General features: G+C 61.1%; 21 protein-coding genes and 1 pseudogene. 7 read left to right on the top strand and 15 right to left on the bottom strand.

Annotation, left to right across the window (positions count from 1 at the left end):
• The first annotated feature begins 74 nt into the window (after positions 1-74).
• Positions 75-2,510, top strand: a complete 2,436-nt coding sequence (locus tag IVB22_RS07130; protein ID WP_247516587.1) for a TonB-dependent receptor — start codon at positions 75-77, stop codon at positions 2,508-2,510.
• A 67-nt stretch (positions 2,511-2,577) separates the two neighbouring features.
• On the opposite strand, the gene IVB22_RS07135 is transcribed toward IVB22_RS07130, so the two are convergent.
• Positions 2,578-3,546, bottom strand: coding sequence for a helix-turn-helix domain-containing protein (locus IVB22_RS07135; protein ID WP_247516588.1), 969 nt, complete (start codon positions 3,544-3,546; stop codon positions 2,578-2,580).
• Positions 3,547-3,948: 402 nt separating this feature from the next.
• Here IVB22_RS07135 and xoxF5 point away from each other — a divergent pair, with 402 nt between their 5' ends.
• From xoxF5 to IVB22_RS07165, 6 genes are all read left to right on the top strand, one after another.
• Positions 3,949-5,754 (top strand): lanthanide-dependent methanol dehydrogenase XoxF5, encoded by a 1,806-nt coding sequence (gene xoxF5, locus IVB22_RS07140; RefSeq protein WP_247516589.1) that lies wholly within the window; start codon positions 3,949-3,951, stop codon positions 5,752-5,754.
• Positions 5,755-5,861: 107 nt separating this feature from the next.
• Positions 5,862-6,341, top strand: coding sequence for a c-type cytochrome, methanol metabolism-related (locus IVB22_RS07145; RefSeq protein WP_247516967.1), 480 nt, complete (start codon positions 5,862-5,864; stop codon positions 6,339-6,341).
• Between the two features lie 73 nt (positions 6,342-6,414).
• The gene (locus tag IVB22_RS07150; protein WP_247516590.1) at positions 6,415-7,521 is read left to right on the top strand and encodes an S-(hydroxymethyl)glutathione dehydrogenase/class III alcohol dehydrogenase; all 1,107 of its coding nucleotides are present in this window, start codon (positions 6,415-6,417) and stop codon (positions 7,519-7,521) included.
• A gap of 33 nt (positions 7,522-7,554) precedes the next feature.
• Complete coding sequence (gene gfa, locus IVB22_RS07155; RefSeq protein ID WP_247516591.1) at positions 7,555-8,118, top strand: S-(hydroxymethyl)glutathione synthase; 564 nt, start codon at positions 7,555-7,557, stop codon at positions 8,116-8,118.
• A gap of 453 nt (positions 8,119-8,571) precedes the next feature.
• The gene (locus IVB22_RS07160; RefSeq protein WP_247516592.1) at positions 8,572-9,762 is read left to right on the top strand and encodes a fumarylacetoacetate hydrolase family protein; all 1,191 of its coding nucleotides are present in this window, start codon (positions 8,572-8,574) and stop codon (positions 9,760-9,762) included.
• A 34-nt stretch (positions 9,763-9,796) separates the two neighbouring features.
• Entirely contained in the window at positions 9,797-10,966 is a 1,170-nt protein-coding gene (locus tag IVB22_RS07165; RefSeq protein ID WP_247516593.1) for a Gfo/Idh/MocA family protein, read from the top strand.
• An 82-nt stretch (positions 10,967-11,048) separates the two neighbouring features.
• On the opposite strand, the gene IVB22_RS07170 is transcribed toward IVB22_RS07165, so the two are convergent.
• From IVB22_RS07170 to IVB22_RS07230, 14 genes and pseudogenes are all read right to left on the bottom strand, one after another.
• The gene (locus IVB22_RS07170; RefSeq protein ID WP_247516594.1) at positions 11,049-12,926 is read right to left on the bottom strand and encodes a hypothetical protein; all 1,878 of its coding nucleotides are present in this window, start codon (positions 12,924-12,926) and stop codon (positions 11,049-11,051) included.
• Positions 12,927-12,941: 15 nt separating this feature from the next.
• Positions 12,942-14,129: a cyclophane-forming radical SAM/SPASM peptide maturase GrrM/OscB gene (gene grrM, locus IVB22_RS07175; RefSeq protein ID WP_247516595.1), complete on the bottom strand. Its 1,188-nt coding sequence runs from the start codon at positions 14,127-14,129 to the stop codon at positions 12,942-12,944.
• Between the two features lie 22 nt (positions 14,130-14,151).
• On the bottom strand, positions 14,152-14,397 hold the full coding sequence (locus tag IVB22_RS07180) for a hypothetical protein (RefSeq protein ID WP_247516596.1): 246 nt from the start codon (positions 14,395-14,397) through the stop codon (positions 14,152-14,154).
• Positions 14,398-14,823: 426 nt separating this feature from the next.
• A complete protein-coding gene (locus IVB22_RS07185) occupies positions 14,824-16,134 on the bottom strand; it encodes an ABC transporter substrate-binding protein (RefSeq protein ID WP_247516597.1) in 1,311 nt (436 codons plus the stop codon).
• Positions 16,135-16,349: 215 nt separating this feature from the next.
• The gene (locus tag IVB22_RS07190; protein WP_247516598.1) at positions 16,350-17,369 is read right to left on the bottom strand and encodes a TetR/AcrR family transcriptional regulator C-terminal domain-containing protein; all 1,020 of its coding nucleotides are present in this window, start codon (positions 17,367-17,369) and stop codon (positions 16,350-16,352) included.
• A complete protein-coding gene (locus IVB22_RS41330; protein WP_308200370.1) occupies positions 17,366-18,061 on the bottom strand; it encodes a TetR/AcrR family transcriptional regulator C-terminal domain-containing protein in 696 nt (231 codons plus the stop codon). The genes IVB22_RS07190 and IVB22_RS41330 overlap by 4 nt, the downstream gene beginning before the upstream one ends.
• Positions 18,041-19,630: pseudogene (locus IVB22_RS07200) on the bottom strand (DHA2 family efflux MFS transporter permease subunit); the annotation flags it as partial. The pseudogene IVB22_RS07200 and the gene IVB22_RS41330, both read right to left, overlap by 21 nt.
• Positions 19,627-20,697: an HlyD family secretion protein gene (locus tag IVB22_RS07205; protein WP_247516599.1), complete on the bottom strand. Its 1,071-nt coding sequence runs from the start codon at positions 20,695-20,697 to the stop codon at positions 19,627-19,629. The gene IVB22_RS07205 and the pseudogene IVB22_RS07200, both read right to left, overlap by 4 nt.
• A gap of 10 nt (positions 20,698-20,707) precedes the next feature.
• Positions 20,708-21,490, bottom strand: coding sequence for a 3-hydroxybutyrate dehydrogenase (locus IVB22_RS07210; RefSeq protein WP_247516600.1), 783 nt, complete (start codon positions 21,488-21,490; stop codon positions 20,708-20,710).
• A gap of 43 nt (positions 21,491-21,533) precedes the next feature.
• Positions 21,534-22,712: a patatin-like phospholipase family protein gene (locus IVB22_RS07215; protein ID WP_247516601.1), complete on the bottom strand. Its 1,179-nt coding sequence runs from the start codon at positions 22,710-22,712 to the stop codon at positions 21,534-21,536.
• 32 nt (positions 22,713-22,744) lie between these two features.
• Positions 22,745-23,542, bottom strand: coding sequence for an acetoacetate decarboxylase (locus IVB22_RS07220; protein ID WP_247516602.1), 798 nt, complete (start codon positions 23,540-23,542; stop codon positions 22,745-22,747).
• A gap of 39 nt (positions 23,543-23,581) precedes the next feature.
• Positions 23,582-24,229, bottom strand: a complete 648-nt coding sequence (locus IVB22_RS07225; RefSeq protein WP_247516603.1) for an NAD(P)-dependent oxidoreductase — start codon at positions 24,227-24,229, stop codon at positions 23,582-23,584.
• Positions 24,229-24,351, bottom strand: coding sequence for a hypothetical protein (locus tag IVB22_RS41335; protein WP_256467379.1), 123 nt, complete (start codon positions 24,349-24,351; stop codon positions 24,229-24,231). Before IVB22_RS41335 ends, IVB22_RS07225 begins: the two co-directional genes overlap by 1 nt.
• 119 nt (positions 24,352-24,470) lie before the next feature.
• Positions 24,471-25,421 (bottom strand): MBL fold metallo-hydrolase, encoded by a 951-nt coding sequence (locus IVB22_RS07230; protein ID WP_374207480.1) that lies wholly within the window; start codon positions 25,419-25,421, stop codon positions 24,471-24,473.
• Positions 25,422-25,468: the final 47 nt, after the last annotated feature.

Below are 25,468 nucleotides of genomic sequence, written 5' to 3' on the forward strand. Positions count from 1 at the left end.
ATTGACGTTCTAAGATCGTCCGCAACCAACCGGCGGGGACCAATGCGGCCGGTATGGAATGGGGATGAAATAGAATGGGCGCTCGATTCCTGTTTATTGGGACACTATCGCTATGCTTCGTTCCCGGGGGTAACAGTGCGCAGGCCCAAACTGCGTCAAGCGATAGCGAGGTCCTGCCGGCCATCGAGGTGATCGCCCCAACGACATCAGCCCGACCAGCGGCCCGACCAGCCCGCGGCAGTACTGCACTTCGAGCCACCCGAAATGTGCGCAGGGTCTATGTCTATCCGACCGCACCTACGCCGACGGTCGGCTTGGGAATGGACGTCGACAAGGTGCCGGCAGCAATCAATGCCTTTGGTGCTGGGCAGATCGCGCGCACGGGCTCGCTGAACATCGCGGATGCACTGCAGCAACAGGTGCCGGGTATCATCATCAGTGATACTACCGGAAATCCATTTATGCCTGACGTACAGTTTCGAGGTTTCGTCGCATCTCCGGTCGCCGGAACTCCTCAGGGACTGGCGGTTTACCAGAACGGGATGCGCATCAACGAAGCGTTCGGCGACACCGTTAATTGGGACCTGATCCCGACCGCTGCGATCAGGTCGGCCACCGTCGTAACCAACAATCCCGCGTTCGGTCTCAATGCGCTGGGCGGAGCCGTCAACGTGCAGATGAAGGACGGATTCAACTATAAAGGTGCCGAAATCAACACGATGGGCGGCTCGTTCGGACGTATCCAGAGTTCGGCGCAGTATGGCAAGCAGATCGACAATTTCTCCGTCTATGGTGCGCTGGAAGGTGTGCGCGACAACGGCTACCGCAATTTTTCAGAATCAGCCATTCGGCGCTTCTATGGCGATGTCGGCTACCGGACCGACAGCAGCGAATTTCACCTCAACGTAGGCGTTGCCAAAAACAATTTCGGCGCAGCGGCGGCGGTGCCGGTCGAACTTCTGCAGAAGTATTGGGGCGCGACCTATACAACACCGCAGACCACGGACAACCGCGTTGCCTACGCGAACCTGACCGGAAAGGTCGAGGTCACACCGACCTGGACGATCGACGGCTCGGTGCGCGTCCGCACGTTCCGGCAGAAGACTGTGGACGGAAACCCGACTGAGACGGAGCCATGTGCCGCCGATCCGGGGCTGCTTTGCTTCAACGATGATGACGTGCCGGCAAACGGCCTTAACGGGGTCCAGCTTGCAAATCCCTTCCCCGCGGACGCGGTGCTGGGACAGATCGATCGGACAACAACCCGTTCGACGACGACAGGGGCGACCCTGCAGGCAACCAACACCGACCAGTTATTCGGACACAACAACCAGTTCATGATCGGCACCAGTTTCGACTCCGGCGTCACCCGCTTCGGGGCCAGCGCGGAACTGGGCACGATCGGCTCAAATTATGTCGTCAACGGCAGCGGCATATTTCTCGGGCCGTCCGGTGAGCCCATATCCATCGGTCCGGTCTCGCTTCGAGCCACCAACAAATACACCGGAGTCTATGCGCTCGACACGTTCGACGTGACGGACGCGTTCTTAATCTCGGGCGGCGGCCGGTTCAACCATGCGCGTATCGTGCTTGAGGATCAAATCGGCACCGCGCTCAATGGTAATCATACGTTCAGCCGCTTCAATCCAATGATCGGCGGCACATACAAGATCACGCCGGGCTTGACGGCCTATGCAGGGTATTCCGAAGCCAACCGCGCCCCGACCCCGCTGGAGCTCGCGTGTGCGGACCCGGCGCGCCCCTGTCTCATCGCAGCATTCCTGATCGCGGATCCGCCGCTGAAACAAGTCGTGTCCCGTACCGTTGAGGCCGGCCTGCGCGGCACCAAGGAGCTGAATATCGGAACGCTCGGGTGGAAGGTCGGCGCGTTCCGCGCGACGAATGCCGATGACATCCTGGCGATTCCCAGCCCTGAGTTGCAGGGATTTGGCTATTTCCAGAACGTGGGCAGGACACGGCGCCAGGGCATCGAGGCCCAGGTCAATCTGACGTCGAAGACGCTGCAACTCTATGCCAGCTATGCTCTCGTGGATGCGCGCTTCCTCGATGCCCTGCAGGTCGGCTCCAACAGCCCGTTTGCCGATGCCGACGGCAATGTCCAGATCGTACCGGGCAACCGAATCCCCGCGATCCCACGCAACCGGGTCAAGGTTGGCATCGATTATTCTGTCACCGACGCCTTCAAGGTCGGCGGCGATGCGTTGTTCGTCGCGAGCCAGTATTTTGCCGGCGATGAATCCAATCAGGCGGCGAGGCTCCCCGGCTATTCGGTTTTCAACCTGCACGCTTCGTATCAGATCAACAAGACGTTTCAGATCTACGGCCGCGTCGACAATATCCTGGATAATCGCTATGCGACTTACGGGACGTTCTTCGAGATGGATGATATTCCCAATTTCACCAATGGCGGCGCGGCCTTCACCGACCCGCGTTCGGTCCTCCCGGCGCGGCCGCGCGCCTTTTACGCGGGCCTGAAGGCGACCTTCTAGGCTCGGATATAACGCAGGAGAGTCGGCGGCAATGCGCAGCAGAACATCAGCTTGCCGGATGCTCGCGTCAGGAAGCGTCCCGCGCCGGATCGGCGCAATGCGCCTTGTGGATGGCGGAGGGAACGAACCCGAAATGCTTCCGGAACACGCGGCTGAAGTGCGACGAGCTGGAAAAGCCCCACGAAAATGCGACGTCCGTGATCGTCTTTCCGTGCTGGGTCTCCAGCTCCTGCCGGCAGTGCAGCAGCCTCGCCCGCCATATGTAATCGCTGACGGTCATGCCCTTGTCGCTGAACAGCATGTGCAGATAGCGCTTGGTGCAGCCCAATGCCGCCGAGATCTGGTCGATGCAAAGCTCCGGGTCGCGCAAATGTTCGCGGATGAAGGCTTGAGCCCGGATGTACATCGCCTCGGGACCGACGCGATCGAACATCGTGTCGGCCTCGCGCAGCGGCAACAGCAGCAGATCGATCAGCGAATCAGCGACGCCGATGGCGTTGTAGGGCGACAGCCTGTTCGCTTCGTCAAACGCGGTGTGCACGAAGTCGTAGGCGATGCGGCCGGTGCCGTTACGCGCGGAGAGCTTGCACGGCAACATCTTTGCCGTGCGGAAGCCGCGTTCGTGAAGCAGTGCCTTTGGGACGATCACGACCTCGTGCCGGGTCAGCGAGGGGCTGACGATCGTGTGCGGGCAGGAGACGTCATAGGCGAGGCAATCGCCGGGCATGATGTCGATGCGACGGCCGCCCTGTTCGAAATGCGAGATGCCGTAGGTCTGGAACAGTATCTTGACGTAGGGATGTTCGCTCAGTTTCGTGCCTGAGACCGTGTGCGCGATGCGATGCTGACTTGCCTCGATCTGACACAGTTTGAGCTGCGAGACGGTAGTGTAGTTGATTCGCGCCTCGAGCGAAGAACCTTCCAGCGGATCGACATCAAACTGGCCGCAGAGATCGGTCAGCGCATCTGACCAAGTTTGGAGCTGCCTCTTCGGCGTTAATCCGGAAGTGCTGAGTGAGCGGACTGTATCGGACATGGTCGAAACACCGATTCGAGAACAGGCCGCGACCTCGGCAAAAGCTTCGGTCACAGGACGCTACATTTGACTCAACTTAAGGCAGTCGCAGGGAAATCGCGCAGATTCTTCCCAATATCCCTTTGACAATCCTCCAACTTAGTTTCGGCTGCGTCAAGGGGAACCTCAGCCTCGGGACGCGCGGGCGCTGAGGGAACAAGGCCACGATTGATGCTTCGCAGCATGAGAAGACGGCTCCCGGCGCCCAAAATTAAAAAGTTCGTTGTGTTTCGCTTTTGAGCAAACGCGGTTCGCTCTTGGGCAAGTTTCCTATTCCCGAACGGGATAGGAATAGGGACCAAGAATGGAAAATGGGCCGTCTCGGCGGAAACCCAAAACTCTTAAATCTGGGAGGAAACCATTATGCGCAAGGTGCTATCCGCTGCCTGTCTCGGCGCCGTGGCGGCATTCGCCGCCGGCGTTGCGTACGCCAACGACGAACTGATCAAGATGTCGCAGAACCCAAAGGACTGGGTGCAGCCGGCCGGCGACTACGCCAACACACGCTATTCGAAGCTTAACCAGATCACCGCAGCCAATGTCGGCAAGCTCCAGGTCGCCTGGACCTTCTCGACCGGCGTGCTCCGCGGCCATGAAGGCGGGCCGCTCATCATCGGCAACATGATGTACGTCCATACCCCGTTCCCGAACAAGGTCTACGCTCTTGACCTTTCTCAGGAGAACAAGATCGTCTGGAAGTACGAGCCGAAGCAGGATCCGAACGTCATTCCGGTAATGTGCTGCGACACGGTCAACCGCGGCGTGGCCTATGGCGATGGCAAAATCTTCCTGCATCAGGCCGACACCACGCTGGTTGCCCTCGATGCCAAGACCGGCAAGGTCGAGTGGAGCGTCAAGAACGGCGATCCCGGCAAGGGCGCCACGGGCACCTCCTCGCCACTGGTCGTCAAGGACAAGGTTCTGATTGGAATTTCCGGCGGCGAGTTCGGCGTTCAGTGTCACGTCACCGCCTACGACCTCAAGTCAGGTAAGCAGGTGTGGCGAGCCTTTTCCGAAGGGCCGGACGAACAGCTCCTGGTCGATCCCGTGAAGACCACCGATCTCGGCAAGCCGATCGGCAAGGATTCGAGCATCAAGACCTGGCAAGGCGACCAATGGAAGATCGGTGGCGGCTGCACATGGGGCTGGCTGTCCTATGACCCCGGCCTGAACCTCGTTTACTACGGCTCGGGAAATCCCTCGACCTGGAATCCAAAGCAGCGTCCGGGCGACAACAAGTGGTCGATGACGATCTTCGCGCGCAATGCCGACACCGGGATGGCCAAGTGGGTCTACCAGATGACGCCCCACGACGAATGGGACTATGACGGCGTCAACGAAATGATCCTCAGCGATCAGCAGATCGGCGGCACGGAACGCAAGCTTCTGACCCATTTCGACCGCAATGGGCTCGCCTATACGATGGACCGCGACACCGGTGAATTGCTGGTGGCCGAGAAGTATGACCCGAAGGTCAACTGGACCACCGGCGTCGACATGAACAAGAGTTCGCCGACCTACGGGCGTCCGAAGGTGGTCGATCAGTATTCAACCGAAAAGGGCGGTGAGGACAAGAACACCAAGGGTATCTGCCCGGCCGCGCTCGGCACCAAGGACCAGCAGCCGGCAGCCTACTCGCCGGATACGCAACTGTTCTACGTGCCGACCAACCACGTCTGCATGGACTATGAGCCGTTCAAGGTGAGCTACACCGCAGGCCAGCCCTATGTCGGGGCGACGCTTTCGATGTATCCGCCTCAAGGCGAAAGCCATATGGGCAACTTCATCGCCTGGGACAACAAGACCGGCAAGATCGTGTGGTCGAACAAGGAGCCGTTCTCGGTGTGGTCAGGTGCGCTCGCTACCGCCGGCGGCGTGGTGTTCTACGGAACGCTCGAAGGTTACCTCAAGGCGGTCGATGCCAAGACGGGCAAGGAGCTCTACAAGTTCAAGACTCCGTCCGGTATCATCGGTAACGTCAACACCTATGAGCAGGGCGGCAGGCAGTATGTGGCCGTGCTGTCCGGTGTTGGCGGCTGGGCGGGTATCGGCCTTGCAGCCGGCCTGACCGAGCCAACTGAAGGCCTCGGCGCAGTCGGCGGCTACGCCGCGCTGAGCAATTATACCGCACTCGGCGGCACGCTCACGGTGTTCGCGCTGCCGCAGTAAAGCAGGACCACCTCGTCCGGCGCGTGGCTCGTTCCACGCGCCGGTTGATCTAGACCGAACTCGAGGATGAGCTCTTGCGTATTATCTGGTTGATTACCGCCACTCTCGTGCTTGTGGCGCCGGGATTGGTTGCCCACGCTGCTGACGATCCCAAGGCTGTCAAGTCGGAGGATGGCAAGTATCTCGACAAGGAAGGAAACCCGACCTTCAACGTCGCGGCCGACGGGACAGTCGATTGGTACACTTATTCCGGCTTCCGTCGCTATCACTCGGAATGCCACGTCTGTCATGGCCCTGATGGGATGGGGTCGACCTACGCGCCGGCATTGAAGGATTCGCTGAAAACGATGAGCTACGGCGATTTCCTCGGCGTGGTCGCCAGCGGTCGCAAGAACGTCAATACCGCGCAAGAGAGCGTCATGCCGGCGTTCGGCGACAATCCGAACGTCGCTTGCTACATGGACGACCTCTACGTCTATCTGCGCGCTCGCGCGCATGACGCGGTCGGCCGCGTGCGACCTCCCAAGCGTGAAGATAAACCCGACGCCTACACTCAGGCGGAAGCAGCCTGCATGGGGACCAAATGAACATGCCGAACATCCGCGGTGTGCGTTTCGATATCCTGATGCAGCGGCTTGAAAAGAAAATGTGGAGCCTACAATGAAGACCCGCGCTGCTGTCGCGTTCGAGGCCAAGAAGCCTCTTGAAATCGTTGAGGTTGATCTCGACGGCCCAAAAGCCGGTGAGGTTCTCGTCGAGATAAAGGCGACTGGTATCTGCCACACCGACGCTTACACGCTCGATGGCTTTGACAGCGAAGGCATCTTTCCGTCGATCCTCGGTCATGAGGGCGCAGGCATCGTCCGCGAGGTTGGGCCGGGCGTGACGTCAGTCAAGGCCGGCGATCACGTGATTCCGCTCTACACGCCGGAATGCCGCCAGTGCAAGAGCTGCCTGAGCGGCAAGACCAATCTTTGTACGGCCATCCGCGCGACCCAGGGCAAGGGGCTGATGCCGGACGGTACCTCGCGCTTCAGCTATCAGGGCAAGCCGATCTACCACTACATGGGCTGCTCGACCTTCTCGAACTTTACCGTGCTGCCGGAAATCGCGGTGGCAAAGATTCGCGAGGATGCGCCCTTCGACAAGAGTTGTTACATCGGTTGCGGGGTGACGACGGGTGTTGGCGCCGTGGTTAATACCGCCAAGGTGACACCGGGCGCCAACGTCGTCGTGTTCGGTCTCGGCGGCATCGGGCTCAACGTCATCCAGGGCGCGAAGATGGTGGGCGCCGACAAGATCGTCGGCGTTGACATCAACGATTCCAAGGAGGATTGGGGCCGCCGTTTCGGCATGACCCATTTCGTCAATCCGACCAAGGTCAGCGACATCGTCCAGCATCTCGTCGGGCTTACCGACGGCGGTGCCGACTACACCTTCGACTGCACCGGCAACACCACCGTGATGCGGCAGGCGCTCGAGGCGTGCCATCGCGGCTGGGGCGTCTCGGTCGTTATCGGGGTCGCGGAGTCGGGCAAGGAAATCGCTACCCGACCGTTCCAGCTCGTGACCGGTCGCGTCTGGAAGGGAACAGCCTTTGGCGGCGCGCGTGGCCGCACTGATGTGCCGAAAATCGTCGACTGGTACATGAACGGAAAGATTGAGATCGATCCGATGATCACCCACGTCCTCAAGCTGGAGGAGATCAACCAGGGATTCGATCTCATGCACCAAGGAAAATCGATCCGCTCGGTTGTCGTATTTTGAATTGCAGAACTTCAAACACAAGGAGGATAGGCCATGACTGTTCATATCCACCCATCGGTCGATAGCGGCGTAAAGAAAGGGTCGGGCAGCTTCGCCGGCGGCACCCTTGTCTGCAAATGCACGGATGCGCCGGTCAAGGTCGCCATCAAGGGCGATGTGGCCCACAACCACGCCTGCGGCTGCACCAAATGCTGGAAGCCCGAAGGGGCGACCTTCTCCGTCGTCGCCGTCGTTCCGCGCGACAATGTGAAGGTGACTGAGAACGGCGACAAGCTGCAGATTGTCGACGCGTCGGCGACGATCCAGCGGTATGCCTGCAAGGCCTGCGGTACGCACATGTACGGCCGGATCGAGAACACGGGGCATCCATTCTATGGCCTCGACTTCATCCATCCCGAACTGTTCCAGGAAGGTGGATCGGCAGCCCCGGGGTTTGCCGCATTCGTGTCGTCCGTCCTGGAGTCCGGCGTTCAACCAAACGAGATGGATGGAATCAGGGGACGGCTGAAGGAACTTGGGCTCGAGCCCTATGATTGCCTGTCACCGCCCTTGATGGATGCAATCTCGAGCCACGTGGCCAAGGCCAAGGCGGCTTGAAGACAACTTGAAGCAGGCGCCAGGCTGATCCTCGTGATTCCGAACTCGCGCTGATGGCCCGTAGCCATCAGCGGAGCCCGGCACCCGACCATGGGGTCGTGCAACTCCTTCGTTGATGCCGCCGGCGGGCGAAAGCCTGCCCGGCCAACAAGTTCGTGCAGCCATCCGTCCGGGCGGCTCTCTGGCGCGATCGTCCCGCGCACAATTCTCAGACCGCCCTCTGAGTTCCTTGCTCAATCGCCATGCCATACACGGCCGGTTGCAGCGCGTGCAAAATCGGCTGCACTTGACCGATTGTCTGATTTTGCATGCTGCGGCGCGATGAGCTTTTGTCGTGGTAGCCACAATCCTGAAGGCGGGCGTCTTCCGAAGGTGTTGACCCATTGAGCGGTTCCCTTCTAAGGACGATGCTACCCCGACCGCACAGACGTGACCTCGCAAGGATTCCCAACGATGCCGATCGCCACAGACGCCGCATTCATTCTACCCGACGATTTCGCCGGCGCCGCGCTGATGGGGCGGATCTGGCGTCCCGATCTTGCCGGCCCGTCGGTAGTCGCGATCCGACAGGACGGCGTGTTCGACGTCACCGAGGATTTCCCCACCGCCAGCCAGCTTGCCGCCGCCGCTGATCCGGCGCGGTCGCTGCGCGCCGCGCATGGCGAACGGGTAGGGACGCTGCAGGATCTATTGAACAACACGCCGCCCGACACCCGCGATCCGACCAGGCCATGGCTGCTCGCCCCGATCGATCTGCAGGTGATCAAGGCCGCCGGTGTCACCTTCGCCGTGTCGATGCTGGAGCGGGTGATCGAGGAGCGGGCGCGCGGCAATCCGGATTCGGCGGAAGCCATCCGGGCCGAGGTGACGCGGATCGTCGGCACCGACCTGTCGCGGCTGAAGCCGGGCTCGGCGGAGGCGCAGCATGTGAAGGACGTGCTGGTTTCCCAGAATGCCTGGAGCCAGTATCTCGAAGTCGGCATCGGACCGGACGCCGAGGTGTTTACCAAGGCTCCCGTCCTGTCGGCGGTGGGCACATGCGTAGATGCGGGCCTGCATCCGAAATCGACCTGGAACAATCCGGAGCCCGAGGTGGTGCTGGTGGTGGCAAGCGACGGCCGCATCGTCGGCGCGACGCTTGGCAACGATGTCAATTTGCGCGACTTCGAGGGGCGATCGGCGCTGCTTTTGTCCAAGGCCAAGGACAACAATGCGTCCTGCGCCATCGGGCCGTTCGTGCGGTTCTTCGACGCGGGCTTCTCGCTCGACGACGTCAGGAAGATGGAGATCTCGCTGGAAGTGAAGGGGCCGGAAGGCTTCGTGCTGCACGGCGCATCCTCGCTGACCCAGATCAGCCGGGATCCGGCCGATATTGTCGGGCAGACGATCAACGAGAATCATCAATACCCCGATGGTTTCGTGTTGTTCCTGGGGACCATGTTCGCCCCGGTCCAGGACCGTGCCGCGAAGGGGCAGGGGTTCACCCATATGGAAGGCGATCTCGTGACGGTCGCCACGCCGAAGCTCGGCCGGTTGACCAATCGCATGCGCCACAGCGGCGATTGCGAACCCTGGAAATTCGGCCTGACCGAGCTATTCGCCGCGTTGATGCGCCGCAAGGGCGTCGGCCGAAGCAGCCCTTAGCCTCGAGCCACGACAACCGGAAGGCACTTGCGCAATGGGGAAAATCAGGATCGGTCTGGCTGGCTGCGGCTTCGTGTCCGAGTTGCACATGCATGCCTACAAGCGTGTTTACGGCGTCGATGTCGAAGTCAGGGCCGTTGCGGCCAGGGGCGATCATGTCGTCGAGTTTGCCCGCCGTCACCAGATCGCGACGGCGTATCGCAGCTTCGGCGACCTGATCGCCGACGCAGATATCGATGTCATCGACATCTGCACGCCGCCCAATTTGCACGCCTCGATGATCGTCGATGCGATGCAGTCCGGTAAGCACGTGATCTGCGAAAAGCCGTTCGGGGGCTATTTCGGGCGCGAAGGCGACGAGCTGCCGATCGGCAAACACGTACCCAAAGCATTGATGTACGAGCGGGTGCTGGAAGAAATGGCAGCTACCCGTGCTGCGATCGACAAGACCGGCCGGCTCTTCATGTATGCGGAGGACTGGATCTACGCGCCGGCGGTGACCAAAACCGTGGAGATTCTCAAGGCCACGAAGGACAAGATCCTGTTCATGAAGGGGGAGGAGAGTCACTCTGGCTCGCATGCCGCGCACGCCGCGCAATGGGCGATGACCGGCGGCGGCTCGCTGATCCGGATGGGATGCCATCCGCTTTCAGCAGTACTCTACCTCAAGCAGGTCGAGGCGAAGGCGCGCGGCGAGGCGATCAGCGTCGCGAGCGTGACGTGTGACGTCGGCAATGTCACGGCGTGCCTGCGTCCGGATGAACGGGCCGTGCTCAAGGCCAATCCCGTCGATGTCGAGGATTGGGGCTTGCTCACGGCCACCTTTTCCGATGGCACCAAGGCCACGGTTTTTTCGGGCGACATGATCCTCGGCGGCGTGCGCAACCTGATCGAAACCTATACCAGTAGCGGCTCGCTGTTCGCCAATATCACGCCGAATACGCACATGATGAGCTATCAGACCAGCGAGGAGAAGCTCGCAAGCGTCTACATCACCGAGAAGGTCGATCGGAAGACCGGCTGGCAATATGTCTGTATCGAGGAGGAATGGACGCGCGGCTATACGCAGGAAATCCAGGACTTCATGGAGTGCGTTGCGACCGGAAGGCAGCCGCTCTCGGATCTCGCGCTCGCCTTTGAGACCATCAAGGTCAACTATGCCGGCTATTGGGCCGCCGAAGAAGGCCGTCGCGTCATGCTGTGAGGCTGTGAGGCTCCGGATCGGAATGATGTCAGATCCGGCGCGCTCAACGATTGATTAGCCGCAGGGGATGTCGGCGACGGCGCTAACTCTTCACAATCGCGATGGGCGTCGGCTTATCATTCCGGTCGGACCAACTCCCTTCGCGCTCACGCGAGGCGTCGCTGTTTAGAAGCGTCCGCACCAAATTCGCGTATCCTTCGTATTGGATCGCCTCGGCCGGGGTGATCCCGGGTAATCCGCTGTGTGGGCTGAACACCCAACTCTCGGCAACGGCCTTGGTGCCAAGAGTGGTCTCCGCCTCGCGCAGCAAATTCCGAAGCTCCCGAGCCATAATCGGGTCGGGAGGTGTCACCAGGCTTCCTTTGCACGCGTACGGCACCATGATCCCGATGACGGCCCCGCACACAAGCCCGACTAAGGCGATGGTGACGATTGGGGCGAACTTAAGAGGTGATTCGCCCAGTTGTTCGGCAAGTGCGCTCTGCATTAGCTGAGCCAACGCCACCGCTAGACCCAAGCCGATTCCCAACCAGACGGCATCGCGCATCCGGTCGGACCTGTGAGTTCGGCGCACGTCGCCGGTCATACGGCTGGCCAGGATGGCGCTTGCCGCCGCGCCGGCAAAGAACCAGAACGAAGCGGTCAAGATCTTGACCGGTAAAAAGCTCCATGCCGCAACGTTAATGTTTGTGTCTGTTTGGTTCGCCTTTTGGGGAAGGGCAGCCGTCCAGTCCATCTGAACAATTGCAGCGAGTGATCTTAAGGCATCGCCGAATTGCCAAATCAGTGTCGAGATAACGATTGCAAGCCATGTAACAAGACCAGCCCTGATGGCGATCCTAAAAAGACATTTTGGCGACGCTTCCCGCCAAACCCTCTCCTCGATCTGAGCCCCACGCTGCTTAAGCGCGATAAAGGCGGCCAGCCCATACATGGCGCCAGCAGCCGTTGCGGAGCTCCATGCGCTAAGAATGCTGCGGGAATCGCATCGACTATCGAGAATGGCATCGTGGGCAAGCCAGAAAGCCATGACTATCCCCGCGACGGCAAGGGCCGCTGGAGCCACAATGTCAGGCAACCGGCGGCCTTCGACGACCGAAATTGAGAAGCCAAGCGCTTCCAGAGTGTGGACGATCGCGCGCTCACTGTTGGCCTGTTGTCGGACTCCCCAGCCAATATACGCGTAAATTCGTTGGAGCAGAATGTTGACCGATCGTTTGAGGGCTTCCTCTTTTTCCGGGGTGACCGGTTTGGTGAGGTTCGCGATATCTTGCGCTAAAGCCTTGTGACGAGCTTGGATCGCGTCAAAATCCTCCTCGAACGGCTGGAAGGCCGCTTTCCGAAGCGGGTGCACGGTGTCGGCGCCCATCTGATTCAAGGAAGCCATCAACATCGTGGCGCGTGCCCAGCGATAGCGTAGCGAGCCCCTTCCGAGCTTCAGATCAGCTTGGAGCCATTCTCGTTGCGCATCCGGAACGGCCTCCAACTGATTTGCGGGAGGCTCGTATGGCGCATCCTCGAGAACTGCGATCGTCTTCTTGACGCCGTCCGGAACAAGAAACCATTCGTGGACGTAGCGCCGAAGCTGTTCCTCGATCATGGTAATCCACTTGACGCTCGTCGCGGGAAGCAAACCTACGAGAAGTAGTGCAACGAGCAATGGCCACGCCTGAAGCGGAAGGTGGGCACCAATACCGAAAATCTCGATGACTTGCCGCCCCGGCAACAGCAGCAGGCCGTACAGCAGCAGAGACGCGATAATGTAAATCCGACGGGCCCTTTCATAGGCCGACGGTAGGAAGAGATAGCGAAGCGGTGCGACCGTCTGCGGCAACGTCTCCCGGTTTGGAAAAGTAGGCTCGTTAAACCGTTGCCGAGCATAAGCCGCCACGATCAGGAATCCGACCAAGGCGCTCCAGTATTGGCCGATGATGTTGGATACTTCGGGGAGGTTTGTCATGGCACTCACCTCGGTTCAAGGGGCTTCGGTAATGCAGAGGTCGTGTGGTAGCTCCCGCCGTCCCATACGGGCTTGGATACCCTCTATCACTTCGTCGAGCACTACTTGACGCGTTAGCCTACAATGCATTGTCTCGGTGGCGTCGAATCGTCCGGTCTCGAACAGCTTGTTCGCAGGCGCCCCACCACCGCACCAGCGGAAGTAGCGGCAGCTACGTTCGCATGCCTCCACGCCTCGGCGAATTTCGTTGTTGATGACCCGGAACAGAGGTGCGCGCTCAAGGTCGGAGAGCCTGTGCTCCTTGACGTGACCCAATGCAAACGTTCCGAATCGTCGATGATGTGCCCCCAAGAGCTCCGGTGAGAACGTCGAAAGCGTGCCATCGTGACTCACACTGACGATGGCAAAAGCGAGGTTCTGCTCATCCTTCGCGGGCTCGCTCGACAGCAGCAACCCGATCGTGCTTTCGAACTCGCGCACTGCAAGAAGCCCAGGCGTGTTGCAAACGAGTTCGAATAGGCGTTTGATGAATCGTCTGAACCGCGTCTCGACATCGGCGCTCGCAAGCGACGATTGCGAATGGACCCCCTCGATCTCCTCTATGTTGAACCCAACTTCCTTGATCCCGTTCTGGACATAGAAGTCGAAGAGACCGTCGGGATCATCAAGCGCACGCTCCGTCAGTACCGTGATCACGTGAAATGCGAGACCGTTATCCTGCAGCAGACGCACCGCACGCATCACCTCCTTATGTGTTCCATGCCCGCTGCGCGTGCGCCGGCTGGCGTCGTGGAGGTGTGCCGGACCGTCGATACTGAGCCCGATCGTCGCTCCCGTTCGGGCAAAGAACCGCGCCCAACCATCGTTCAGGAGCACTCCATTGCTCTGGAAACGGTGCTTCAGTTTCAGAGCGTCTGGGCACCGCTCCGCTAAGAGCGCAATTGCTTTTTCGTACCAAGCAAGTGGAACGGTAAGAGGTTCACCGCCATGCCACGCCACCTCCAACTGCCGATCCAGCAGCGGGCTTTCGAACACCCGCCGGCAAGCGGAGTCCAGCGTCTCAAGGCTCATCCTCGCCGCCGACGTTCGGCTGGAGAGGTAGCAGTACGAGCAATCGATGTTGCAGAATGGCGTCGGCTGAAGAACAAGAAGTCTCAGGCGCGGCGTCGCGATGTCAACACTTACGCTCGTGACTGCGGCCATGGCGGGTTGCCCTCCAGCACCCCTAATTACGCCATTGTGCGATCTTCTTTTCCGGCGGCAGGTCGCGCACGAGCGCCGGATTGACGAGACGGACATGCTCGACGATCGCAGCAACACGTGCCGATAATTCTTGCTCGCCAGTACATCGATCAGCCGGTAATCGGCTTGCAAGTGCATCGCTTGCCAACGCGCAAGTGACCGCCGCGACTAAAGAGGCAACGACGGTTCCTTTGCACAACGGTGATCTAGGATCGAGGTCATTGGACATAGCGCGCTCCCTCGTTGAATCCTGAACTGCCTCCACCTGCGATATTATAAGGCGTCAAAGGCCGACCAGTGTGGCCCACTTCACAATTGCGATAAGATCGAATGTTCGGACGCGGCGCCGTGTCAAGCGTGGCGGCTTTGACAAACTATTTGCTGTTTGCGCAATGTGTCCAAGCCCTCGGCGCGGTTGCTGTTCGCGGCCTTTGTCCGCCTCTGGCACGTTCGGGCTTCATGTGATGTCCGACTTGAGTCCGGAACGCGCACCAAAGCGGGCGTCCGCCAACCACACTGAAGCTATGGGTTCACGCCGCAGCTCCTCCTGGCAGGGAGGGCGGAAAAGTTGCATGCCTCCGACGAGGCCTGCTCGCTGGGAGAACCACGAGGCCACAGAAAGCGCCGTCCTAGCTCCAGCCAGGCGCAGCGCGTCCTACGCCGCATACACCGAGGATTTCGGCAGCGGGAATACCGGGTCCTGGGTCCTTATGTTGGTCGGCCAGACCACGGAGATATGTTCGCCTGCATTTTGCATCACGACCGGGGTCGAGCGCTCGTTCTGGCCTGAAAGTGGTGTGCCGGGCCGATAGAATTTGACGCCATAGCCCTGGATAGTGCCGCCCGCCGGGATATCGACGTCGAGCGCCGCCTTGCGAATGGCTTCGGGATCGAAACCACCGTGTTTCTCTTTTGCCACGGGCAGCACGTTGTTGAGCAGGACCCAGGTCTGGTTGAATCCCATCGAGCAGTGCGGCGGCACGTCAGTCGCGCCGGTTTTCTCCTTGTAGCGGGCGACCATGATTTTGGTCAGGTCGCCGATCCCGGGCGCGAGTTTTGAAGCATCGAGCAATTGCGCGGGCACCGGATCGATATTGCAGAAATTGTCGATATCAGCGGCGAACGTCGCCCGCAGCTTGTCGAGCTGGCTATAGCCCGCGCCGGCGCCGAACAGCATCTTGAACTTGAGGCCGTTCTCGCGCGCCTGGCGCAGGAACAGGGTGATATCTGGGTTGTATCCCGCGTGCGAGATGACGTCTGGGCGGGCACGCTTGAGCTTTGTCACAAGCACCGAGAGGTCAGGCGCGGACGCTGAATAACCTTCCCTGAGCACGACCTGAAGGCCGGCCTCCTTGGAATATGCCTCGTCAGCGGCGGCAACGCCGACTCCATAGGGGCCGTCCTCGTGGATCAGCGCGACCTTGACGTCCTTGGGCTCCATGCCGAGCTTGGTCTTGGCGTGCTCGCTGATGAAGCTCGCAAACGCCTGGCCATACTGGTCGGAGTGAATCTGCGCACGGAAGACGTATTGCAGGTTCTTGTCCTTGAACACGGCGGTCGAAACCGCGGTCGTGATCCAGAGGATCTTTTTCTGCTGCTCGACCTTGGCCGCGAGCGGGACCGCGTGCGAGCTCGCATACACGCCGTTGATGATGTCGATCTTCTCCTGGTCGATCAGGCGATTGGCCTCATTGATCGCAACGTCGGGCTTGCTCTGGGAATCGGCCGCGATAGGGGAAACCTTGTACTTGCCGCCGATGCCGCCCTTCTCGTTGACGAGGTCGATGGCAATCTGCGCGCCGATCGAGGAGGCGACCGACCCGCCCGCAGCAAAGGGCCCGGTCAAGTCGTAGATCAGGCCGATGCGCACCGTCTCGGCTTGTGCCTGCGCGCGTGTCCAATCGAGGCTGAATGCGGCGGCGGCAGCGGCAGTGTTCTTCAACAGCGTTCTGCGCGAAGTCGGCATCGTGTCCTCCCATTGAATATTTATCATTATCGCCGGGACCGGTTCTTCCGGCTTTCCATCAAGTATTTGGAGAATGCGGAAAGAAGTCAACCTGCGGGCGCGCTCAAGGGGCACTCATGGCCGCGGAAACGTGTGGTCACGCAGGCGGGGGCGGCAGCGCTCACCGACTAAAGTCTGATAGGGAAGGGTGGAGGCAGCCGGTCGCGGGATGGTCCTCACGCCGTTAAGGCGTCTCTTGCGAGAATTGGCGTCTCGTCAGGCCCGGCACCGTCGAGAAAGACCTTCACCGCGGTGCGCGCGCGCAAATCTATCTCGGAAAGCGTTGGTACCTCGCCGAGCTGAAGCACAGCTTCCAGATGAATGTTTCCGTGGAGCATTCCGAGAAACTGGCGGGCGCCGGCCTCGCAATCTGTGAGATCGACTTCGCCAGCCTGCCTCGCCTTCGCGAGAATTTTCGTAAGAACCGCGATGGCCGGCTTAGGGCCGTGTTGCGCGTAGGCCTGTGTCGCATCGGGGTAGCGGTCTGCTTCGAGGATGGCTGTGTAACAAACCTCCAGCAACGACGGTGTCATCATCGTCTCGAGAAGGTTGCGTCCAATGATGATGAGCAACTCCCTTAGTGGCAAGGAGAGCTGGTCGGCACTGACACTGAGTGCGTTGGACGAGTAATGGCTCACGACTTTGGTAAATTGGTCGACGAGAAGTTGCTGAACATTCTCGCGCCGGGTCGACTTTTCGCGGAGTAATTGCCGGAAAAGACCGTGCGGCGTCCATGCCCAACTCGATCGCCCCAGCAAGAACGCCGAGAGAACCGCGCAATTGGACCAGCCGCGAAGCTGACTGGCTTTACCCGGGACCGCTTCGCGGACGCGAAGGATATCGCCCGTCGCACCCCACCGGAGAAATCTGACGGCATCGGCCGGCGGCAAGATCGTCACCATCATACGCGTCCACCACGGCTCCACGAGTAGCCAACTCCCCGTGCTCGTAGGTCGCATGGCAAAGACGTGTTTATGCCTATGGTGGACAAACCGATGCCACCATTGCCGTTGAAGGCCGGGTACGAAGCAGACGATCCAGTCGGCGGGATCGACGGTCACCAGGGATCCATGGTTGTCGACGCTGTTCGCCAGGTCTGGCGGGACATTGCCGACGACCTTCAGGCTTGAAGGGCTCTCTCTATTTTGCTTCGGCCAGGAGCGTCTCGGTTGAGCAATATCGTTAGCTGCGCTCATCGGGTAAAGCTCCTTGCGTTGGTGCATCCATGAATGAACCGTTCGATGCTAGCTCTGACGCGGTCGGCGGCTGCTCCCTCCTGTCTCGTCGCAGGACTCAGCACGAGTGCCTGGTAGAGCGGTTCCCTTAGCAGTCCCATCAATTGCTCGGCGTATAGCTGAGCGTCCGATATCGACAGGATCCCCCTTTCATTTGCTGCCGCCAGAAATTCCCGCAGCCTGAGCGTGACAATCGCCTGCCCCGCCTCGTACACTCGCTTCTTGAGTGCAGGGTTGCGTGCGCCTTCGGTCATCACCATCCGAATGAACCCGACCAGAGTGGTCGAATATTCCTTCCAAGCAACGCGTCCGAACGCGATGAGGGTTTCGCGTGCATCGTCTACGCTGCCAGGGCGCGCTCTCCTCAGCAATGGCTGCGATATGAGGGAGGCTTTGTGTTCGGCGATCGCGACGATGAGATCGTCGACGCTCTCGAACGCCGATAGAATATCTTCTTTCGAGTATCCGCTTCGATCCAAGATACCATTGAGGCCAGCGGGCGCGCCGCTCGGATGAGCGAGAGCCTCGCTGATAGCCAGCACGATGTCGGCGCGGGCGTCTGGCTTCGCTGCAGCATTGACTTGTCGAGTGGGCTTCGGTGCGGGATGTCTCATGTACGGCTCCTCGGTCCGGCGTAACTGCGCCACGCGCATCTTCGCGTGCAGGGCGAACGCAACCTTGATGGTGACCAGCACGGGCGCAGCGATGACGAAAAGGAGAGCGACTGCAGCGAACGCCGTGTCGAAGGCGATCACGGTGGACTGACTGGTAACGGTTCGGCCCAACAGGCCCATCGCAGCCCGGCTGGCCGCCACGCCGTCCATCCCTCGTGCGGCGAGCATGGCGCTTACCGTCGCCAGCCGCTCGCTGACCGCAGGGACGCCTGCGGTGACGCTGGCGCCAAGCACCGCAGCATTGGCGGTGACGTTGTGGTCGATCATTGTCTGGAGGCCAGCTACCCCCATGAGGCCGCCGAGCTGACGGCCCGCATTGAAGAGACCGATACCGGCGGCGCGGTTGCGGTTGTTGAGATCGCTGAAAGCGATCAGTGTGATCGACAGGAAGAGGAAGCCAAGTCCAAAGCCGCGCAACAGGATGGCTGCCATCATGTCGTCGGCACCGCTCTCGCTGGTCGAGCCGGACAGCATCCACATCGCTGCCATGATCATCAGGATGCCAAATGGCACTGTGACAATAGGCGGGGCGCCGCGGACCTGCATGAGGAAGGCGGCCACGAGGAGCGCGCCGACGAAAAGCGCGCCGCTCGGCAATAAGAGCTGGCCAGCGTCGGTAGGCGTGAACGCGAGAACGGACACGGCAAACGACGGGATCAGGAACGCGCTCCCGAACAATGCAGCACCGGCGACGAAACTGACGATAAAGGCGAAGGAAAAATCGCTCGACCGGAACAGGGTGAAATCGAGCAGGCCCTGGCTTTTGGCCATTACCTGTTGGCCGAGAAACGCCAGCAAAGCGGCTGCGCCGATCACGGTCAGCCACACGATGCGAGGCTCCTCGAACCAGCGCCATCGGCTACCCTGATTCAAAACATAGGTGAGGCAGAAAAATGCGACTGATATCAGCAAGAAGCCGGCCCGGTCGAACGGAGGGCGCGCGGTCGTAACGGGTCTCGGGCCGTCCGCGATCAACAGAAATCCGATAGCAGCGAGGGCTACCGGAACGACGCCGAAGAAAATCCATGCCCACGACTGGCTGTCGATCAACCATCCCTGGAGCGCCGGGGCGATGGTCGCAGGGGCGACGACAGATCCCATCGCAAACAGGGCTTGCAGGATTGGCTGACAGGATCGCGGATAGGCGAGAAAAATGATCGATTGCCCCGCGACAAGCAAAGTGCCGCCGGAGAAGCCCTGTATCATGCGGAGTGCGACCAGCAAGTCCAGCCGATATGTGATGGCGGCGATGCCGCAGGCCGTGCCCATGACCAGCGTCGAGCCGATGATCAGGCTGCGCGGATTGATGCGCGTCATGAGCCAGGAAGCGGTCATGAACCCAATAAGCTTCGTAGCGGTGTATCCGATGTCCAGCCAGGCGAACTCGTCGGGAGTTGCATGGGTGTCGCCAATGATATCGTTGCGCCCGAGCGACAGGACGGTACTTGCGATCGCCTCGGTCAGAGTCGCAAGCACAATGCCCGCGACAAGAATGGTTCCGGTCGCACGCCGGTCGCGGCGTGACGTGGCGTCAACGATCGCGGTCATGTGCCGCTTCCTCGATCGATCTCGACACGCGCGGACAGGCCGGGCACGACGCGGCCGGGCAATGGATTCCTGGCGAAGCGTATTTTCACTGGCACGCGTTGGACGACACGAATGAAGTTCCCGGTCGCATTGTCGGTGGGGAGCAGGGTGAACGCCGACCCGCTGCCGGGCGCAAAGCTGTCCACCACGCCTTCAATCGGTTGGTTGGGGTAGCCGTCTACTGTGATGCGGGCGCGCTGGCCGGTTCGGATATGTTCGATCTGGGTTTCCTTGAAGTTCGCGACAACCCACACATCCTTGATCGGAACGATGTCGAGCAAGGAGGCACCTGGCGCAACAAGCCGGCCGACGCGGACCTGGCGATTGCCGACGACGCCGTCGATCGGTGCATGCACCACGGTGTTGTCGAGATCGATTTGGGCGAGATCGCGTGCGGCCTGTGCCTGCGCCACGGCAGCAACAGCAGCTTCGCGCTGACTGGCAAGAACGGTGATGCGTTGCCGCTGGGCCTCTACGGTTGCCGACGCCGCCGACACGCCCGCCTCGGTTCTCGATAGCGCTGCATCGCTTTCATCGACCTGGGCCTGGCTGACGGCGTTGGTACGGATCAGCTCGCGGCGGCGATCGGAGGCCTTGCGCGCCAGATTCATCTCGGCCACGCTCGCAAGTCTTTGAGCTTCGGCCTGCCGTATCAGGGCGTGTTGGAGCTGGGTCTCCGCATCGACATTAGTGAGGCGGGCTTGGGCGGCTTCGACATTAGCGTCTGCTTGCGCAAGCCGTGCGCGGTAGTCCCGGTCGTCGATCCGGAACAGAACGTCACCTGCGCGAACGGTCTGGTTGTCCTGAACCTCCACGGCCGTGACGTAGCCCGCAACCTTCGGTGCGAGCGACGTCATGTCACCGCGAATGTAGGCGTTGTCGGTGAACGTCTCGTTTGAACGGGCATAGGCCCAGCCGCCAGCCACGACGACGACTGCGCCGAGGCAAAGCAACAAGCCGATCATCTTTTTCTTGTTGAGATGCGCCACGACGCCCTCCTGCAACGGTTCGCTGACACTGATGCCCATTCGCCCTTGGTTACCGCGCGGTCCAGCCGCCATCGACGGAGATTGCGGTGCCAGTGATCTGGTCTGCCGCAGCGGAGCACAGAAAAGCGACCGTGCCGCCAAGCTGCTCCGGCGAGGCAAAATCCAGAGACGGTTGTTTCTCGGACAACAGCTCCTCGGATGCTTCCTTCTGGCTGATGCCGCGTTGTGCAGCGATGTCGCTGATCTGCTTTTCGACCAGCGGCGTTCGTACCCAACCCGGACAGACCGCGTTGCAGGTCACGCCGCTTCCTGCCGTCTCGAGACCGACCACCTTGGTCAGGCCGACCAGCCCGTGCTTGGCCGCGACGTAAGCCGCCTTGTGCGTCGAAGCGACGAGGCCGTGCGTGGAGGCGATGTTGACGATCCGCCCCCAATGCTGTTTTTTCATCTGCGGCACCGCCGCTGCGATGCCGTGGAACGCCGCCGACAGGTTGATGCCGAGAATTGCATCCCACTTGGCAGCCGGGAACTCATCCACCGGCGCGGTGAACTGGATTCCGGCATTGTTGACGAGGATATCGAGGCGTCCGAATTTCTCGATTGTCCTGGCAATCAGCTCGCGTACGGCGTCGCCCTTTGACATGTCGGCGTCGTCATAGACGACGCGCACGTCGTGGTCGCGCTCGATGCCGCTGCGGATCGCTTCGATCTCGCTTGCGTCGCCAAAACCGTTCAACACCAGATCGGCGCCGGCCTTCGCCAGCTCTCTCGCGATCCCGAGTCCGATGCCGCTGGTCGATCCGGTCACGATGGCTACCTTGCCCTTCAACATGGGAATTCCCTTCGATGCGTTCAGAGGTGAATCCGTCGCGCGCTCAATCGCGGCGATGGACGTCGTGGGTGACGATTCCGAGGTCCGGTGACGGCGGGTCCAGGCGCCGCGGATCGGCCAGCGTGCGGCGGATATCCTCGAGCCCGCTCTGCCAATGTGCACGCATCGCGCTCAGCCCGAACTCGTAATCCCTCGAATGGCCCTCGTGCATCTTGGTCTGATAGATCAGGTGAACGATGTTGTAGGAGCGATGGCGGGCCATATCGGCGATGGCGCGGATTTCCGGCTTCGCCTTTGCGCTTTCCGGCAGCTCCTCCATTGTCCGCTGCAACGCCTGACGCATCTTCTGCATCCGCAGCACCTGGTCGGTGACGGCGCGTGTGCGGCTCGAATACTGGATGTCCTTCTGCCGGCTCGACACCTCCATCATGTCGTAGGGGACGCGGCCCCTGGCCGACCAGAGATCGATCTGGAACGTCAGCGTGTCACATGGCTCGCCGGACAGCACGCGGGAGAGAGGTGTATTCGAAACCACACCGCCGTCCCAATAGTGTTCGCCTTCAATTTCGACGGCGGGGAACCCCGGTGGCAGCGCGCCGGAAGCCATAAAATGCTTCGGTCCCAGCCGACGCTCGGCGGTGTCGAAATAGGTCAGGTTGCCGGTGCGGACATTGACCGCGCCGATGCTGACGCGCACTTCGCCCGAGTTCAACCGGTCGAAGTCGACGAGCCGCTCCAGCGTCTGGTGCAACGGTGCCGTGTCGTAGAAGCTGGTTGCGGAGTCGCCCGAGAACGGCGACCAGAGCGGCGACGGGAAGCGCGGCTTGAAGAAGCCGGGCTGGCCCTGGACCAACGCCCGCGTCGCCGCCAGCGAGTTGCGAACCGAGCTGATGTCGAACGCAAAGGGCAAGGCATTGGCCAGCCCTTCGCCGGCGGGCCACTCTATCGAGAAGGCACAGATGGTTTCCCAGAACTCGCGCAGGCGCTCGACGCGCTCGTCTTCAGGAGAGCCCGCGATGATGGCGGCGTTGAGCGCGCCGATCGAGATGCCCGCCAGCCAGTTCGGCCGGATTCCGGCCTCGTGCAGGCCTTCATAGACGCCGGCCTGATAGGCTCCAAGCGCGCCACCGCCTTGCAGCACCAGGGCAACGACATCGTAGGGCAGCGGCTTGTTGTGCTGCTGCGGCGCCGGATTATTTTGCTCTCGTATCACGTTCAACATTGCCAATACTCCTTGCATTGCCACTGATCCGGTCAGCCGGCATTCGCTTCAATCAGGATGTCGGACCACGCGCGACGTCGTGCGGGCGCGCCCGGTGACAGATAGTCGTGAACCACGGTGCCGAGCCCGAGAGTGAGGTCAGCAACGAGATGCTTGGCCGACAGCACCTGCAGCACCGGCAGTTCGGCGACGGGGGCGAGGGCATGCGAATAAAGGTCGAGCGCGGCCGGCCCGGTCCACGCGCCCTTCACGGTTATGTCTTCGAGGTGGAAGCGCACCAGCTCGCAGATGCGCGGCGTGCCGTCGACATGCGGGATGATCTTGAGCAGGAAATTGGGGGCAGCGAGCTTTTTCGCTTCGACTGAGGTGTCGAGGGCACGGTGCTTGTAGCCCATGGTGCCGGTGGCGATGCGGACCGAACCGTAGTTCAGGGTGCCGACCAGCGTATCGGTCTCGACCGCCAGCTTTGGCTCAGCGAGCTTCTTGGGAAAGCCCCACAGTTCGCGGCCGCCCGCGATAGGAGGATGATCGTTGAGGAACATCTGGTGGACGAAGCTGCCGGCCTGGCCCTGATAGGACACCGGAATGACCTGGCCGCTTTCGGTGTAGTCGCCGAAACCGGTGGAGTCGGGCATGCGGATGAATTCGTAGTTCACCACCGGCTCGGTGATCGCCAGCGGCTCCGGCACGATGCGGCGCAACGCTTCGAGGTCGGTCCGGTACTGGATGATGAAGTATTCGCGGTTGACGAAGCGATAGGGGCCGGCGGGAAAGGCCGGGTTCGTCAGCGGCATGGCGAACGCGCTCGCGCGCACAGTCTCGTGTTTCATCGAGGTCGAGCTCCAAATGGGTTTTGGGTGAGCGCAAACCTAGTTGCGCACCGTTATGGCCTTCTTGTACGTCGCGGGGTCATCGAGGATCTTGACCAGATACTCGGCCACATCAGCGCGGGTGGCTGTTGAGGTGATGTTCCATCGCAGATCGGTCCCGGCCTTCAGGTTTCCGCGAGCGCGCTTGAATGTCAGCGTTGCCGGTCGAACGATCGTCCAATCGCAGTCACTCTCCCGAACGGCTGCCTCCTGCTTCTCTTTGTCTGCCATCACCTCCTTGAGTGCGAGCTTGACCATGAAGCCTGCGCCGAAACTCCCGGTGTGGTAGCTCTCACCGACACTCACCGAACTCTCAACGATGAGTCGGCCCCGGCCTGGAGGCATGGCGGCCAGAATGTTCTTGGTTCCCACCGAGCAAACCGGGACGCCGCGCTGGCGTCGACCCAGATCCTGTTTCGCCTGAGGTATCGCCCCCAACGTGCAGATGACCGCATCCGCCGCTTGGACCGCAGATGCCACCGAGGCTGGATCCATTGCATCGCCCTTGACGATTTTCAGATTCGGATGTGTCAAGGGCATCCGCTTTGGGTCACGGACAAAGGCAGTGACGACGTGACCCGCGGACAAGGCGAACTCAACGACGAGCCGTCCTGTCGACCCCGTTGCACCAAAGACAACGACTTTCATCACATCCTCCCGTCGCGTGGCTTCGAAGCGCGCTCGCCGTTGAGGGGGGCTTCCTTGACATGCATGGCCACGCAGAAGGCCCAGCCGTTGAGCAGCGTGGCGCGCACGGTCTCGTGTTTCATCGAGGTCGAGCTCCAAAAGGGATTTGGGTGAGCGGGCCGCGCTCCGGCGCTGGAAACGCGGCCCGTATCGGATGAAGCGCTTACTACGCGCCCTGGTTCGGCCCTAAGCCAACAAGCGGTCAGTAGTCCCAGAAGACCGGTACCCACCGAAAGACGTCGCCGTCGACTGCCACATGTCCGACGGACGGGAACGGCAGGTGAGTGGCCACCAGCAGCCCACCGGTCTCAGCCAGTTCCCGCAAAAGACTGATACGAACGCGGGCCGACTCCTCGGGGTCGTGTTCGAAGCCGTTGTACCATTCGGGGTGTTCGAACCCGACCGCGAACACGAGGTCTCCGGCGAACGTCAGCCGGTCGCCGCCGGACGCCACGCGGACCACGCTGTGCCCGGGGGTGTGGCCGCCGGTGCGAGTAACGACCACCCCCGGCGCCACCTCGTACTCGTCCTCGAACGGCCGCAGCTGGCTGCGGTACTCTTTCACGAACCGCTTGGCTGTCGCTCGAAGCGCGTCCGGGAATCCGGGTGGCATGGAGACGTGGGAGAAATCGGGTGCCTCCCAGAACTTGACCTCGGCGGCCGCCACGTGGATCCGCAGGTCCGGACGCAGTTGGTCCTTCACCCCGTCGACGAGCAGCCCGCCAATGTGGTCCATGTGCATGTGGGTCAGCACCACGTCGGTCACGGACGCAAGATCGATGCCGGCGGCCTCCAGTCGCTTGATCAATTGCCCGGCCCGCGGCAAGTGCAAGTCCGGGTCGAGCCCAAGCCCAGCATCGACGAGTATGGTCTGGCTGCCGCTACGCACCACGACCACGTTCAGCGCCCAATCGTAAGCGTCCGGCGGCAGGAACATGTCTTTCAGCCAGGTCGCCCGGACGGACGGGTCGATGTTGTGTGCCAACATGGCCGTTGGGAGCGGTAGCACGCCATCGCTGACCACCAGCACGTCAATGTCGCCGACCCGCACCGCGTAGCGCGACGGAACCAACTCGTTGGGCCCCGGTGCACCGGGGTGTGAGGTGTTGTCTAGGCTCGTGTTTGTTAGGCTCATGTTTGTCTCCTGCTTCATGGTTAAGGCTGCTGGCTGGTCTCGTTGAGCAGGCCGCGCAGCCAGCG

The sequence above is a fragment of the Bradyrhizobium sp. 190 genome (assembly GCF_023073415.1).
Taxonomy (GTDB): domain Bacteria; phylum Pseudomonadota; class Alphaproteobacteria; order Rhizobiales; family Xanthobacteraceae; genus Bradyrhizobium.

Excerpts from the sequence above, each read along its gene's own strand:
- grrM (WP_247516595.1), bottom strand. The coding sequence starts at position 14,129 with ATGGCCGCAGTCACGAGCGTAAGTGTTGACATCGCGACGCCGCGCCTG.
- IVB22_RS07180 (WP_247516596.1), bottom strand. The coding sequence starts at position 14,397 with ATGTCCAATGACCTCGATCCTAGATCACCGTTGTGCAAAGGAACCGTC.
- IVB22_RS41335 (WP_256467379.1), bottom strand. The coding sequence starts at position 24,351 with ATGAAACACGAGACCGTGCGCGCCACGCTGCTCAACGGCTGGGCCTTC.
- IVB22_RS41330 (WP_308200370.1), bottom strand. The coding sequence starts at position 18,061 with ATGCGCGTGGCGCAGTTACGCCGGACCGAGGAGCCGTACATGAGACAT.
- IVB22_RS07170 (WP_247516594.1), bottom strand. The coding sequence starts at position 12,926 with ATGACAAACCTCCCCGAAGTATCCAACATCATCGGCCAATACTGGAGC.
- IVB22_RS07150 (WP_247516590.1), top strand. The coding sequence starts at position 6,415 with ATGAAGACCCGCGCTGCTGTCGCGTTCGAGGCCAAGAAGCCTCTTGAA.
- IVB22_RS07215 (WP_247516601.1), bottom strand. The coding sequence starts at position 22,712 with ATGTTGAACGTGATACGAGAGCAAAATAATCCGGCGCCGCAGCAGCAC.
- IVB22_RS07225 (WP_247516603.1), bottom strand. The coding sequence starts at position 24,229 with ATGAAAGTCGTTGTCTTTGGTGCAACGGGGTCGACAGGACGGCTCGTC.
- IVB22_RS07160 (WP_247516592.1), top strand. The coding sequence starts at position 8,572 with ATGCCGATCGCCACAGACGCCGCATTCATTCTACCCGACGATTTCGCC.
- xoxF5 (WP_247516589.1), top strand. The coding sequence starts at position 3,949 with ATGCGCAAGGTGCTATCCGCTGCCTGTCTCGGCGCCGTGGCGGCATTC.
- gfa (WP_247516591.1), top strand. The coding sequence starts at position 7,555 with ATGACTGTTCATATCCACCCATCGGTCGATAGCGGCGTAAAGAAAGGG.
- IVB22_RS07165 (WP_247516593.1), top strand. The coding sequence starts at position 9,797 with ATGGGGAAAATCAGGATCGGTCTGGCTGGCTGCGGCTTCGTGTCCGAG.
- IVB22_RS07130 (WP_247516587.1), top strand. The coding sequence starts at position 75 with ATGGGCGCTCGATTCCTGTTTATTGGGACACTATCGCTATGCTTCGTT.
- IVB22_RS07185 (WP_247516597.1), bottom strand. The coding sequence starts at position 16,134 with ATGCCGACTTCGCGCAGAACGCTGTTGAAGAACACTGCCGCTGCCGCC.
- IVB22_RS07230 (WP_374207480.1), bottom strand. The coding sequence starts at position 25,421 with ATGAAGCAGGAGACAAACATGAGCCTAACAAACACGAGCCTAGACAAC.
- IVB22_RS07135 (WP_247516588.1), bottom strand. The coding sequence starts at position 3,546 with ATGTCCGATACAGTCCGCTCACTCAGCACTTCCGGATTAACGCCGAAG.
- IVB22_RS07220 (WP_247516602.1), bottom strand. The coding sequence starts at position 23,542 with ATGAAACACGAGACTGTGCGCGCGAGCGCGTTCGCCATGCCGCTGACG.
- IVB22_RS07210 (WP_247516600.1), bottom strand. The coding sequence starts at position 21,490 with ATGTTGAAGGGCAAGGTAGCCATCGTGACCGGATCGACCAGCGGCATC.
- IVB22_RS07190 (WP_247516598.1), bottom strand. The coding sequence starts at position 17,369 with ATGAGCGCAGCTAACGATATTGCTCAACCGAGACGCTCCTGGCCGAAG.
- IVB22_RS07205 (WP_247516599.1), bottom strand. The coding sequence starts at position 20,697 with ATGGGCATCAGTGTCAGCGAACCGTTGCAGGAGGGCGTCGTGGCGCAT.